Origin of the sequence: Pseudomonas allokribbensis, assembly GCF_014863605.1 — a bacterium.
Classification (GTDB): domain Bacteria; phylum Pseudomonadota; class Gammaproteobacteria; order Pseudomonadales; family Pseudomonadaceae; genus Aquipseudomonas; species Aquipseudomonas allokribbensis.
Window position 1 is genome coordinate 6,412,112 of the sequence record NZ_CP062252.1, and the last position, 13,205, is coordinate 6,425,316.

Sequence of the window (13,205 nt, forward strand, 5' to 3'; positions counted from 1 at the left end):
ACTCATCAAAAAAATATCCTGTAGAGCGCGACCGTCACGCCGGCACACACGTAACCGCCGATCAGGAGGTACGGCACGAGCAGGATCCAGCTGTAGGCCATGAAAGCACTGTAGAACGGCCCGGCAACCAGACTGCACAAGCCATAAAGCATCCATGGCACCGCGTAGAAAGGGATGAACTTCAACGGCGCCAGCCAGACCATCCGCAGCGCCTGCTGCTCATTGCGGCTCTTCGCGGCCCGCGAGCCCCATAGCGCAAACAACAGCAACCCGGGCATGCCGAACCACAACAGATACACCCAGTGGGTCTCGGACGAATCGAATGTCGAATAATCGCCAATCCACAGGCCATAGGATGAAAACGCCAACATGACCAGGAATGGCGCCCACAAGGCACCCATGAAGAAACTCAGCTGCGCGCGACTAAGCATGGCCAGCCTCCGACGCGCGTTTCGAGGCTTTTGCGCCGGAAAATTTGCGCATGTACCACGCTTCCAGGCCGACGCAAACGACGATCGCCGCCAAGGTGAACGCCCCCTGACCAATGCCATACAACAGCGCCCGCAGCGGGTGATGCGGCAGCATCCAGAACAGCACCAGCGCCACCCAGATCGCCCACATCACCAACTTCACGCGCAGCACGGGAATCAGCGCCAGCACCCAGTTGAAAACGAGAAAAAACTCGTAAAGGAATTTGCTGGTCAGGCGAATGTTCACACCACGGGAGGTCAAGCTGCCGTAGGTCGAGATGTACCAGTCGGCCGCGAAGTTATTCAGCAACGTGTAACCGACACAGAAAAGACTGTGGATCAACAGGCAGCAGACGATGCGGGCCGGCATGTTCATGCGCATCTCGTCAGGTCCGGCTGTCATGGGCAAAACACTCCGTCCTTGAGGGTCCAGCTGCGCTGTAGTCCATCGCGCTCGCGTTTGGCGTCGGGCAAGACGTGGCGCATCTCGTCTGCGCTGACGAGGCGCGTCCGCTCCGGCCCTTTCATCGTGAGCGAATAGCGACCGCTGATTTGCTCTTCGATGTCTTCACCGTAAGACTTGTAGCTGGCAACACTGACTCGCTCGCCCGGCGCAACCGGACGCGGCGTGATCGACGGCAACCAGTTGGTCGAATGCTGCGATTGCACTTCAAGCGGTACGCCACAGGTGTTGACGAGGTAAATGTCGTTTATATAAACCAGCTGCGTCGTGCAGCCCGCCAACAACAGGCCAGCCACCACTGACAGCGATGTCATGCAGGCGCTGAATTTCACTGAACACGCCCTCCCTTGCTCGTCGTGACCGGCACGTACGAGTCAACGAAGAGGTATTCACCGTCGAAAGCGCTGACCCGGTTCATCGTCAACGGTTTTCCATCCTGAGTGGCGAAGCGCACCCAGCCTTCCTTGACGAGACTGCCGCCCTCTGAACGCACCTGAATGAAGTAGTCCGGAGGCATCGACCGAGTAATCTCGATGAAGTCGCCACCATCCTCGGCACCCCGCCACACCGCGTCGGGATAACCGGGCAATACCGGCTTTTTCGAGTGACTCCAGCTCAATTTGATCGCGACCATCACGACGGCGATGATGGCCAATGCTCCGATCAGGCTCAGCAGATGATTGAGCCATTTCCACGCGCGCAGCCACGTCATGGCGAGCACCCGGTACGCGCATCGCGCTTCTCAAAATTGTTCGAGCCGGCGATCAGGCGCATTCAGGCACCGTCCATGTTTCCCAGCCCTGCATGCCAGGGAAAAAAAACGTTTGGCCGTGGAATTCGGGGGCGACGCCTTCAGCCTCTTTCAGCCACAGCTTCCATTCGGACGATTCGAGCAAGGTGCCGTCTTTTGTGAACACACGGAAAAAGTACGGACTGCTGAACAGCTCAAGCACCCGTCCGACCATACCCAGCGCGCCATAGCCCGGGGCGTACATGACGACATAACACTGACCCGATTCGCTCCAGTCTTTAGTCAAAGGATGAGCCAACCTGCCCGCGAACATCTTCAGCCCCAACAAGACCAGGAGCACGCAGGCCAGCGCAGCCACGACTAATCCGATGAGTCGGCTACCCATCAGTTTTCTATCACTTCATAGGGGGTATTACTGATCACGCTGTTGGCCCAATGCTCTTTCCAGCCTGGGAGCGACCACGTGAATGTTCGATCAGCCTTGTTGAAATCGATCCATGTAATGCCGACGACTTTTTCGTCTTCGTATTCGCGCATATACAGCGACTCACGAATCATCAGAGGCGTGCGGTAGATGTGATCGGGGTCCTTCAGGTCAACAACTCTGAGGTAAAGCATGTTGGATGCACCGATCATCCAACTGGCCGGAACCACCTCGAATCTGTAATCGCCTGAAGGGCTGACGGTCACCAGGGACGGGGTACGTGTCCGCTCACCAACGACGACGAGAAGTGCCAGCAACAACGCCGTGATCATGAAGACGCCAGCCGCCCTCGCGCTCTTTCGCAGGTTCATTGCTTGTCACACGCCGGAATATTCCAGCCTTCGTAACCCGTCGCTGTCGGGTAGATCGCATGACCGTATACCCACTGCGAGCGTTCATCGGTGGTGAACTCGTTTTGCCAGAGCAACCATTCGGACGATTTCAGCAGCGTGCCGTCTTTTGCGTAAACCCGGAAAAAGGCTTCGCTGGCAAACAGCTTGAAAATCATTCCCGGTATGCCGAGGGCCGAATACTGCGGAATGTAGGAGCGGATGAAGCACGTACCCGCGTCGTTCCAGTCGGTTGAGTACTCGTGAGCCAGCCGTGCCGCCGTCGTTTTCACGTAACAGGCAGCTGAAACCAGGGCAGCAGCCGTCAGGGCGAGAAATAGCAGCGCGCTACGCCCCCACTTCGCCAACGTACCCGGATTCACGGCGTTCCCTCGCATGGTCCTAATTCACCTTCACTTGACCGCTGCCATCCAGGCGCGCGGCGAAACTGACCTGACGCTTGAAACCCTCGACTTCCAGCAGGCCTTCGATGCTGAAGGCCAGGCGAAGCTGATCGTGGTCACGCGGCAGGGAAATGACACGCACGTTGCTCAGGCGCGGCTCGTAGGCTTCGATGAAGCTTTCGATGGCCAGGCGGGCCTGACTCAGGGAGTCGTGCAGGCTCAGGCGCATGTCATTGAGATCGGGCAACCCGTAGTCGGACAGCGTTTGCACGCTGCCGGCCCGGGTGCTGAGCATTTTGGCCAGATGGGCAGCCACCGACGCCATGGCAGAAGCCTCGAGGCTCCTGCCCTTGCGTAGTTCCGCGTCGCCGTTGAGGCGTTCGAAAAGGCTGCCGTATCCGTCCATGAGTCGCTCTTACTCTTTGTCCAGCTTGCCAACCAGCGACAGGGTGAAATCGGCACCCATGTACTTGAAGTGCGGGCGCACGTTCAGGCTGACGCGGTACCAGCCCGGCTCGCCTTCAACGTCGCTGACGATCACTTGCGCAGCGCGCAGCGGACGACGGCCACGCACTTCGGCGCTCGGGTTTTCCTGGTCGGCCACGTACTGGCGGATCCACTTGTTCAGTTCCAGCTCGAGGTCGGTACGCTCTTTCCACGAACCGAGTTGCTCGCGCTGCAGCACTTTCAGGTAGTGAGCCAGGCGGTTGACGATCATCATGTACGGCAGTTGGGTGCCGAGCTTGTAGTTCAGCTCTGCAGCCTTGCCTTCTGCGCTGATGCCGAAGAACTTCGGCTTCTGCACCGAGCTTGCGGAGAAGAACGCCGCGTTGTCGGAGCCTTTACGCATGGTCAGGGAGATGAAGCCTTCCTCGGCCAGTTCGTATTCACGACGGTCGGAAACCAGAACCTCGGTAGGAATCTTGGTTTCGATTTCGCCCATGCTTTCGAAGTGGTGCAGAGGCAGGTCTTCAACCGCGCCGCCGCTCTGTGGGCCGATGATGTTCGGGCACCAGCGGAACTTGGCGAAGCTGTCGGTCAGCTTGGTGCCGAACGCGTAAGCGGTGTTGCCCCACAGGTAGTGCTCGTGACTGTTGGCAACGTTTTCCTTGTACACGAACGATTTGACCGGGTTTTCTTCCGGGTCGTACGGGTTACGCAGCAGGAAACGCGGAACGGTCAGGCCAACGTAGCGGGAGTCTTCCGAGGTGCGGAAGCTCTGCCATTTGGTGAATTGCGGGCCTTCGAAGTGATCTTTCAGATCTTTCAGGTCCGGCAGGCCGGTGAAGCTTTCCAGGCCGAAGAATTTCGGGCCGGCAGCGGCGATGAACGGCGCGTGGGACATGCAGGATACGCTGGCCACGTACTGCATCAGTTTCACGTCCGGCGAGCTTGGGGACAGGTAGTAGTTGGCGATGATCGCGCCAACCGGCTGACCACCGAACTGGCCGTATTCAGCGGTGTAGATGTGCTTGTACAGGCCCGACTGCATCACTTCCGGCGAATCTTCGAAGTCGTCCAGCAGGTCGTCCTTGGAGACGTTGAGGATTTCGATCTTGATGTTTTCGCGGAAGTTGGTGCGGTCGACCAGCAGTTGCAGGCCACGCCACGACGATTCCAGCGACTGGAAGTCCGGGTGGTGCAGGATTTCGTCCATCTGACGGCTGAGCTTGGCATCGATCTCGGCGATCATGCGGTCAACCATGGCTTTCTTGACCGGCTCACCGTTGTTCTGCGGCTTGAGCAGCTCTTCGATGAACGCCGACACACCGCGCTTGGCGATGTCGTAGGCTTCGTCGTCCGGCGTCAGGCGGGTTTCGGCGATGATGCTGTCGAGGATGCTGTATTCGCCGTTTTCAGCGGCGTTCTGTTGTGCTGCGCTAGTGCTCATTGTGTTGGCTTCCTTGGCTGCTGGAGTCTCAGGCGTCCGGGGCTGCGGCGTTCAGGCCCAGCTCACCGAGTACGCGACCGCGGGATTCATCGTCGGCGAGCACGCCTTCGATGGCTTTACGGAACGCAGGTGCGTTACCCAGCGGGCCTTTGAGGGCCACCAGCGCGTCGCGCAGTTCCATCAGCTTTTTCAGCTCAGGCACTTGCTCGACCAGGCTGGCCGGGTTGAAGTCCTTCATCGAATTGACGCGCAGTTGCACGGCCAGTTCGTCGGCTTCGCCATCTTCCTGCAGACGGTTCGGTACGCTCAGTGTCAGCTGCAGCTCTTGCTTGGCCAGCACTTCGTCGAAGGTCATCTTGTCGATGCTGATCGGCTTGCGATCCTCGATCTTGCGATCGTCCTTGCGGTGGGTGTAGTCACCGATTGCCAGCAGCTTCAGCGGCAGTTCAATCTCTTCCTGAGCACCGCCGGTGGCGGGTTTGAAGGTGACGTTGATGCGTTCCTTGGGGGCTACCGAGCCTTCTTTGGCCATGGCTTTTCTCCTTGCGGTTGTGGCCCTGGGGCCTATTCGAGTACCACTTCGAGATCGAGGTGGCACAGCCTGCGATAAATCTCTTCCTTGCGTTCACGTACGGCATGGTTCTGCGGTAACAACTCGCAGCAACTGTGCAGCAGGTGCAGCACTTCCAATGCAAGATCGGGCTCCCAGGCGTGCAGGCCTGAGTCCTGTAATGTCTGATCGAGGGTTTCGAGCTGGTTCTTGGCGAGTTCGTATTTCTTGGCCAGGAAGCACAGCCGCGCGAGGGCGAACTGCCAGAAGAAGCGTTCGCGGCCGCCGTGAGCCGATTGCAAACCCTGCTTGAGGATCTGCACGGCAGGCTTGAGGCCTTCCTTGCGCAGGATCGGCTGGACTTCTTCCAGCGCCTTTTCCCAGGCCGGCTGAGTCTGGACGTCATCGGACTCGACCTTGCGCGGCGCGCTGGCGCTTTGCAGGTGCGGCATGACGTTGCCGGCGATCCACGCCCGGGTGGACGGATCGGCGAACGGCGCGCCGTCATGGAATCGCAACTCGATGATGCCGGGCAGGCGCTGAACCAAAAGCGCGAAGTGGATTTCCACTTCGCGCATGGCGAGCTCGGCGTTGAGGTTCTGGAGGCATTCCCAGACCATTCGTTGGCCATCGAACCAGAACGGCGCCTTCGCCAGGCTCGCCTCCAGTTCCACCAGCAGGTCGGCGTATTTGCCCTGGTCGAAACGGTCCTGGTACTGCTTGAGCTTGTCGACCGGCAACCCGCGCAGCATGGTGATCTGCTCGGCGTTGCGCTCGGGCACCGCGTCGATCGTCATCCACAGCAAGGTGCGGTTGAGGCGCAGGGCGCGCAGGTCGGTGGCTTTCTGCTTGAGCCACCAGGCGCACAACGGGCGGGCGCTTTCCTGCTGGGCGCGCAGGGCCTTGTGGGCTTCTTTCTCGTTATCGATCGGCGCGCCGGGCGCCAGCAACTGGCTGGCGGCCTGTTTGACCTGCGCCACCGCCGCGCCCACAACACCGGGGGCCGGCTGGTTGTCGGCGGCGCGCTGGATCATGGTTTTCAGGCGGCGGGAGAGCGGCAGCAGCAGCGGCGCATCATCGCCCAGATGTTCGGTACAGGCCGCGTCGAGACCGGACAGATGCTCGGACAACTGCCGGAACATCGGCAACTGTTCCTTGATCGCGATGTTCTCGGTGATCACCTGCTCCAGACGCGGCACCAGCCAGCCGATGGCAGCGGCCCGGGTACGGGGTTTGAGCGGATGGACCTCGGCCCAGTTGTTTTCCGACAAGTGGTGCAGCAAACCGAGGCCGGCGAGCAGCCCGGGGAAGGATTCACGCTGGTACAACGACCAGGCGAGCCAGGCCCCAACACGCAAATCCTTGGATTGGGTACGCAGCAGGTTTTCGCTGTTTTCGCGGATTTTCAGCCAGTCGATCTGCCCGCTTTCGTGCATCGACGAGGCTTTGGCCAGCTCGCTTTCCAGGGCCTCGAATTCGCTCGAAAAACGAACGTCTTCGCCCGCGAAATTCTCTTTGGAAACAGAGACTTTAGCGAGTTCGAGGTAATGGGCGGAAAGTTTGCTTGAGTAGGACATCCATGGCCTTTATTTGGATTACGGTCGTGCGCCTATTGGAGTTGCTGCGGCGCGGGGACAGTATCGAAGAGCAGTGAGAAGACTCATCCAATTGAGTGTGTGCTCTTTCAAGTGCGCGCATCGTAATCACAATGATGGCCACTAGCAAGCATCCGATTAAACAACAAGACGAACTGTTCATTGGGGTGTGTAGGAGATCGCCCTATATGTGACAGGGGTTTCCCCGATATCGGTTTATATTTCACATTTTCGGCCTCAAACCCCGTAAGCATTGATCTAGAGCGCCCAGCGAAAGCCAGCAACAGTGATGGCACGCCCGTTCCATAAATACAGATGAAAGCATGACAAAACCGGAAAAAATTTGAAGTAGGACGCTTCCGAAAATACACCCTCATCTATTAACAAATGAATGGCGACAACTGCGGACAATAAAAGTGCCATCAAATTGATGGCAATTCATATGTTGAATATTGTTGGAATACCTGTACAGACAGGATTATCGCGCGGGTTCTTTATCGCCTTGAATCACTTTCCCACAGGCATTTCCCACAACCCTGAGGTTGTTTTACAACACGGAATACTCCGACTTAAACCAGGGACTCTTCTTACATAAATTTGTTTCATGCCTTGTTAGCGTGCCGGGCAATGTTCGCGTGCGCAGACCAGGGAGGGTTTTGACATCACGCCAAATTTCCCTCTCTGCTTAAGGACAAGCGTATGTCTGGAGCTGTCAGTTCTGCGCGCTTTACGCTGCAGATCCCCGCCGTTCGCAACGACTTCAAGGTACTGGCTTTCGAAGGCTCCGAGGCCGTCAGCACGCTTTATGCCATCAAGGTTGAACTCGTCAGCGAGGTCCCTGACTTCGACGTGGAAAGTTTGCTGGGTCAGCCGGCGTTCCTTCGATTCGGGCTGGACGGCGAAGGTATTCATGGGCGCATCGAGAATGTGCAGGCCGGTGAGTCGGAAAAGCGACTGTCGCACTATGGCCTGACACTGGTTCCAGAGCTTCACTATTTGCAGTTCATTCACGACCAACGGATTTTCCAGAACCAGACTGTCCCGCAGATCATCACGCAAGTGCTCAAACGGCACGGCATCCTTGCCGATGCGTTCAGGTTCCATGTCCAGACCTTGCCACCACGTGCGTATTGCACCCAGTACGGTGAAACCGATTTCGAGTTCATCCAGCGGTTGTGCGCCGAAGAAGGTATTGCGTGGCATCACCAACACTCGGCCGAGGGGCACCTGCTGGTGTTCACCGATGACACGGTGTTCCTGCCAACTCTGCGTGCGACTCCCTATCGGCAGGATTGTGGGATGGTGCCCGAGCACCCGGTGGTCAGCCGGTTTACGCTGCACGCCCGAACACGCACCAGTCATGTCACACGCCGCGATTACGACCTGAAACGCCCGCATCTCTTGCTGGAAAGCCGCTTCAGCGCCGGGTTCACGCCGCGACTTGAAGACTATCGCTACCCATTAGCGATGGAGAACGAAAAACGCGGCAAACAACTTGCCCGTCAGGCCCTGGAGCGCCATCGCGCCGACTATGAAACGGCCGAGGGCCAGAGCAACCAGCCGACCCTGCGCTGTGGTTACCTGTTCGAGCTGACCGAACACACCCGCAAGCAATGCAACGGCCTTTGGCAGTTGCTTGAAGTCACCCACACCGGGCGACAACCTCAAGTGCTGGAGGAATCGGCCACCAACCAACTCAAGCCCACCGACGGTTTCACACAGGGATACCGCAACAGCTTCCGCGCCATTCCTGCCGATGTGGTTTTCCGCCCGCCTCTGCCTGCGCACCGGCCACCGCTGGTGAGCCAGACCGCTCGGGTGACGGGACCAAAAGGTGAAGAGATCTACTGCGATGAATTCGGTCGCGTGAAGATCGAATTCCCCTGGGACCGGGCCGCGTTGAACAACGAACGCAGCAGTTGCTGGGTACGGGTGTCGTCGAGCTGGGCCGGAAACGGCTTCGGTGCCGTCACCCTCCCCCGCATTGGGATGGAAGTGGTGGTGACCTTTCTGGAGGGCGACCCCGACCATCCGCTGATCACCGGCTGCGTGATCAACAAGCTCACGCCTGCGCCTTACAAACTGCCCGAGCACAAGACCCGAACCGTTTTGCGCAGCCACAGCTCGCCCGACTCCGGCGGTTACAGCGAACTGACGATTGAAGATCGTGCCGGGCGGGAGCTGATTTATCTGCGTGCCCAGCGCGATATGGAGCGGCAGATTCTCCATGACAGTCGGCTGGAAGTCGGGCGTGATCGATGGGAAAGCATCCAGGGCAGCAGCCAGACATCTGCCGGAAAGGTCATTGCCGTCGAGGCGGGACAGCAAGTGCAGATCAAGGCCGGAGCCACTGTGGTGCTGGATGCGGGCGCCAGTATCACGCTGAACGCGGGCGGTCATCACATCGTGATCAATGAGGGCGGGATATTCAGCAGCACCGAGATTGTGACGGGGGGAAAGTTATCCGCAGGTGAAGCAGCTGAACTTCCAGCGGCCGAAATGGCGGCGGCCCTGGCCGCTGGACAGGCGGCTGCCTCTACTCAAGCTCCGGAGAACGGCGAACTCGAAGAAGAGGAAGAAGAAGTCGAGTTGGAGGATGAAAAGCCTGCCGGGATTACGTTGCGGATCGGCGTGTTTTTCGATGGGACGGGGAACAATCTGTTCAACAGCGAACAGGTGAAAGGTTGCTATGCGCGGGATGTGAATCTTGAAGAGGAAGCCGAGGACATTCAACAGTTCTGCCAGATGCATGGGTATGACGGGCAGGGCAATGTGCCGGATAACAGTTATGGGAATGACGCCAGCAATGTGGCGAAGTTATACGAATTGTATATCGATGACCGAAACCGGCAATTAGCTGAAGAGGAAACTATCGGTTATATCCCCATTTACCTTGATGGCATCGGTACGAGAGGGCGCAAGGGCGACTCGTTTTTTTCGCAACTGACAGGCACAGGTGCGCAAGGTGTACTGGCGAGAGTCAAACAAAGTCCAGCAAGCATCCTCGAAGGAGTTCGTCTGTTTGAGTTGGCAAACCCCAACCGGAAGGTTGATTCAGTTCAGTTCGATATCTTCGGCTTCAGCCGTGGCGCCGCTGCTGCGAGGCACTTCGCCAATGAAGTGTTGAAAGGTGAGCAAAGCCCGCTGGCGCAGCTACTGCCAGCGGAATCGTCATTGTTCCTTGAGGACTTCTCCTGGCGGGTCAACATTGATGTCAGCATCAACTTCATCGGAATCTTCGACACGGCTGCCGCCATAGGAAGCATGGCCGACGGCGATTTCAGTGTCCATGATGCCAACAACCCCGGCGTCAGTCTGTATCTGGCGCCCGACCTCGCGAAGAAAATCGTGCACCTGGTTGCCCAGGACGAGCGTCGCCACAACTTTTCGCTCAACAGTGCCGGCAACGCCGATATTGTGCTGCCAGGCGTCCACTCTGACCTGGGAGGCGGGTATCTGCCGAATCTTGTTGAACGGGTTCTGCTTAGCAAGCCGCGCTGCAGCCGCGATGTGGACTTTAATACCCCTTCGTCGTCGACCAACGCTTATCGGTTGGCTGAACAAGAACTCTACCGACGCCAAGACCAATTGAAACTCTATGGGCTGCCCCTTCAAGTAAAGAGTTGGGTGGTGGAAACGGTCAGTAACGTCAAGGGCGACAGGCGGAAATCGAAGAATGTGTATGCAGCGGTCTACAGCGAACGGATCGTGCGCAATGATCTGTCCCTGATTTACCTGCGCGTCATGCGGGAGTTAGCAACCAGGAATGGGGTCGCGTTCGATACGATTGATGAAGAAGATCAGAAATATCCATTACCGGAAGAACTCAGAGGTATCGCCAAAAAAATAATGACTTATGCGCTGGGTGAAACACGCAGTATCGGTCTGAGCCTGAATGAGCAAGAGATACTCTCTCAACGCTACATTCATCTGTCGTCAAACTGGAATGCTGCGAAGGGATTCAACGAAACTGAGTTGAACATCCTGTTTATCAATCGCCCCGCCGATAAGTATGTTCGCATGGTGCACCCCAATGCGTGAGAACTCGTGCATGCTCAAAATTGGCTTTGCGCTGACATTTGCTGTGTTGCTGGGTGGCTGTGCATTCGGCGACAGAAGATCACTGCCTTACGAAGACTGGAACCTCAGGTTTTTTGCACCCGACTACATGCAGGTCTGGATCGAAACCGCAGACGTCGTGGACGTCAATAAGCGAATTTTTCGAGGTGCAGCCAGGGGAGTTCCAGCCATCGCTTATCCTCGACCACTCAATCAAGGTGTACCCGCCATTTTTCGGGGACAACCGAGAGGATGGCCGGAACATCCTGTAGGCAAAGGTCGATATATCAGGGAGGCCGCACTACCGCGACTGGTCTACGTGCGCTGGCAGTCCATGGCTGAGCCACAAACCTACGAAGCCTACATAGAAATCCCGGATTTGGCTCGCCGAACCATGCTCAAGAGTGAGCAAACGTTCTGTCGGGCAGACGGCAAATGGATCACGGATTACCGAAATATGGTGATCATTGGCCTCGCCCCCGGCGGCATCGCCAAGGTCTGGCTGGGCGGCCAATGTCTTTTGTCGACCGAAGTCATGCGGGTCCAGGGCACGATCAATCCCAAAGGCCCCTACGATGGCAGGTCCAACGGAAGGCATCGACCGCTCGCTGAAGAGTCCAAGGCTTACATCGAACAATTCGGCATCCCCTTTGAAAGCTGGTAAGGAGAGTGATTACATGGAGTTAAAAATATTGTTAATGGCGGCTTTTTTGAGTTTTCCCTTCACCGAGGCCTACGCAGATGTCCGCACACTGGACGGCCATTACTACCTTCAAGGTGCAATGGAGATGGGCGCGGAGTTGTTGCTGCGTAAGGACGGCACCTTTTCTGCCGGTATCGCCTATGGTTCGGCTGGCGGTGTCGCCAAGGGAAATTGGTATGTCGAGGAAAACACTCTCATGCTGGAGCAGGATCCTGCCACCCAACCAGCAAAGAAGCTTTCCTACAATCTTTCACGCGAGAGAACGCTGGTCGAACTCAAGGAATATGCCGACAACGAAAAAAATGAGTTGGCTAAAGAAAGCTACGTTTTAGAGCTACGGTACGATCGCCAACCTCCGCCACCGCCCCTGAAACCCGTGACTGTCTATTTTGAGTTCAATTCAGGTCCGCCAGGCCAATTACTATTGAGCTCGAATCAACAAACAGACCTCTGGCTTCCTTACGATCCCAAGAGAACGCTGAAGAAAATTGGCTTTGGCACAGATCACAATCACGGGGCAGATCAATGGTTCGATGTTTCGCCGGACAGCCGCGCCTTCAACATTGGCTGGAAGAAACGAAAAAACCAGCCCTTAACGTTCGAACAACCCACCGGATTTGATCTGGCGACTACCAGTCGATATCTGTCACAGGAAGAGCAACAGCGAGTTGCCCATAACTACTGGTTGACGTTGTATCACTTCGACCCGATCTCACCACCCGCTATCCAGCCGGTGGATGTTTATTGGCAATTCGAAGATGGCTCGACGTTGAAGCAGGTCTGGGCAGATTCGCAGCAGACCAAACTGACACAACCCTTCTCCCCAAATAGGACACTGGAGAAAATCGGTCTGCATACTCAAAATTCGCCTGATGACATCGAATGGTTCACCGTGATGCCGGAAACTCGATGGGCGACGCTGGACTGGCAAACCTATCCTGACCCTGCCAACGGCGATCTCTCTGTGCTGTTCAACGATCTGCAACTAGCCATCGAACCCGACTGCCTCGCCGTCAACTTTGGAAACGGAAAAGCCTGTTTCCGACGTAAATGACTCGACATACGGCCACAAAAAATGGGCACCCGACCGCAATCGGTGTGCCCATTTTTTCATTACGGTTCTCCCCGTGATTCAGGAGTGCGCCGCAATTATGGATTGACGCTGTCTTTCAACGATTTGCCTGGCTTGAACGCAACGGTGTTGCTGGCCTTGATCTTCACCGGCTCACCGGTTTGCGGGTTTTTGCCGGTGCGGGCACCGCGATGGCGTTGCAGGAAGGTGCCGAAGCCCACCAGCGTGACGCTGTCCTTGCGATGCAGGGCGCCGGTGATTTCTTCGAGGACGGCGTTGAGAACGCGGTTGGCCTGCTCTTTGGTCAGATCCGCTTTTTCAGCGATTGCAGCGGCGAGTTCTGGTTTACGCATTAGTGAAGCCCCTTTGAGTCGGTTTTTTGTTGTTATGTCCGTGCTGTTCTCGTTGGAACAGCGCCCAAGGCGCCGCAGGCT

15 protein-coding genes are annotated in these 13,205 nt (G+C 57.1%); 3 read left to right on the forward strand and 12 right to left on the reverse strand.

Annotated elements, in window-relative coordinates; all coding sequences use genetic code 11:
* Window positions 1-5: 5 nt before the first annotated feature.
* The 11 genes from IF199_RS29600 to tssA are packed head-to-tail and all read right to left on the reverse strand — an operon-like array spanning window position 6 to window position 6,919.
* On the reverse strand, window positions 6-431 hold the full coding sequence (locus IF199_RS29600; RefSeq protein ID WP_192559320.1) for a hypothetical protein: 426 nt from the start codon (window positions 429-431) through the stop codon (window positions 6-8).
* Window positions 424-873 carry a hypothetical protein gene (locus IF199_RS29605; protein WP_192559321.1) on the reverse strand — a complete coding sequence of 150 codons (450 nt, stop codon included), beginning with the start codon at window positions 871-873 and terminating at the stop codon, window positions 424-426. Before IF199_RS29605 ends, IF199_RS29600 begins: the two co-directional genes overlap by 8 nt.
* Window positions 870-1,265 (reverse strand): hypothetical protein, encoded by a 396-nt coding sequence (locus tag IF199_RS29610; RefSeq protein WP_192559322.1) that lies wholly within the window; start codon window positions 1,263-1,265, stop codon window positions 870-872. Before IF199_RS29610 ends, IF199_RS29605 begins: the two co-directional genes overlap by 4 nt.
* The gene (locus IF199_RS29615) at window positions 1,262-1,645 is read right to left on the reverse strand and encodes a hypothetical protein (RefSeq protein ID WP_192559323.1); all 384 of its coding nucleotides are present in this window, start codon (window positions 1,643-1,645) and stop codon (window positions 1,262-1,264) included. The genes IF199_RS29610 and IF199_RS29615 overlap by 4 nt, the downstream gene beginning before the upstream one ends.
* Before the next feature lie 52 nt (window positions 1,646-1,697).
* Window positions 1,698-2,042, reverse strand: a complete 345-nt coding sequence (locus tag IF199_RS29620; protein ID WP_192559324.1) for a hypothetical protein — start codon at window positions 2,040-2,042, stop codon at window positions 1,698-1,700.
* Between the two features lie 26 nt (window positions 2,043-2,068).
* A complete protein-coding gene (locus tag IF199_RS29625; RefSeq protein ID WP_192559325.1) occupies window positions 2,069-2,440 on the reverse strand; it encodes a hypothetical protein in 372 nt (123 codons plus the stop codon).
* Window positions 2,441-2,475: 35 nt separating this feature from the next.
* Entirely contained in the window at window positions 2,476-2,880 is a 405-nt protein-coding gene (locus tag IF199_RS29630; protein WP_244142426.1) for a hypothetical protein, read from the reverse strand.
* A 19-nt stretch (window positions 2,881-2,899) separates the two neighbouring features.
* Window positions 2,900-3,307: a type VI secretion system baseplate subunit TssE gene (tssE, locus tag IF199_RS29635; RefSeq protein WP_007954373.1), complete on the reverse strand. Its 408-nt coding sequence runs from the start codon at window positions 3,305-3,307 to the stop codon at window positions 2,900-2,902.
* A 9-nt stretch (window positions 3,308-3,316) separates the two neighbouring features.
* Window positions 3,317-4,792 (reverse strand): type VI secretion system contractile sheath large subunit, encoded by a 1,476-nt coding sequence (tssC, locus tag IF199_RS29640; RefSeq protein WP_096817193.1) that lies wholly within the window; start codon window positions 4,790-4,792, stop codon window positions 3,317-3,319.
* A gap of 28 nt (window positions 4,793-4,820) precedes the next feature.
* Window positions 4,821-5,324: a type VI secretion system contractile sheath small subunit gene (gene tssB / locus IF199_RS29645; protein ID WP_096817191.1), complete on the reverse strand. Its 504-nt coding sequence runs from the start codon at window positions 5,322-5,324 to the stop codon at window positions 4,821-4,823.
* A gap of 32 nt (window positions 5,325-5,356) precedes the next feature.
* Window positions 5,357-6,919 carry a type VI secretion system protein TssA gene (tssA, locus tag IF199_RS29650; protein WP_102620672.1) on the reverse strand — a complete coding sequence of 521 codons (1,563 nt, stop codon included), beginning with the start codon at window positions 6,917-6,919 and terminating at the stop codon, window positions 5,357-5,359.
* A gap of 717 nt (window positions 6,920-7,636) precedes the next feature.
* Here tssA and tssI point away from each other — a divergent pair.
* From tssI to IF199_RS29665, 3 genes are read left to right on the forward strand one after another with little or no spacing between them, the layout of a single operon-like run.
* On the forward strand, window positions 7,637-10,978 hold the full coding sequence (gene tssI / locus IF199_RS29655) for a type VI secretion system tip protein TssI/VgrG (protein WP_192559326.1): 3,342 nt from the start codon (window positions 7,637-7,639) through the stop codon (window positions 10,976-10,978).
* Window positions 10,971-11,660 carry a DUF2931 family protein gene (locus IF199_RS29660; RefSeq protein ID WP_192559327.1) on the forward strand — a complete coding sequence of 230 codons (690 nt, stop codon included), beginning with the start codon at window positions 10,971-10,973 and terminating at the stop codon, window positions 11,658-11,660. The genes tssI and IF199_RS29660 overlap by 8 nt, the downstream gene beginning before the upstream one ends.
* A gap of 13 nt (window positions 11,661-11,673) precedes the next feature.
* Window positions 11,674-12,753, forward strand: a complete 1,080-nt coding sequence (locus IF199_RS29665; protein ID WP_192561028.1) for a hypothetical protein — start codon at window positions 11,674-11,676, stop codon at window positions 12,751-12,753.
* A gap of 95 nt (window positions 12,754-12,848) precedes the next feature.
* Here IF199_RS29665 and IF199_RS29670 read toward each other — a convergent pair whose 3' ends face one another.
* The gene (locus IF199_RS29670) at window positions 12,849-13,124 is read right to left on the reverse strand and encodes an HU family DNA-binding protein (RefSeq protein WP_003213368.1); all 276 of its coding nucleotides are present in this window, start codon (window positions 13,122-13,124) and stop codon (window positions 12,849-12,851) included.
* Window positions 13,125-13,205 lie beyond the last annotated feature (81 nt).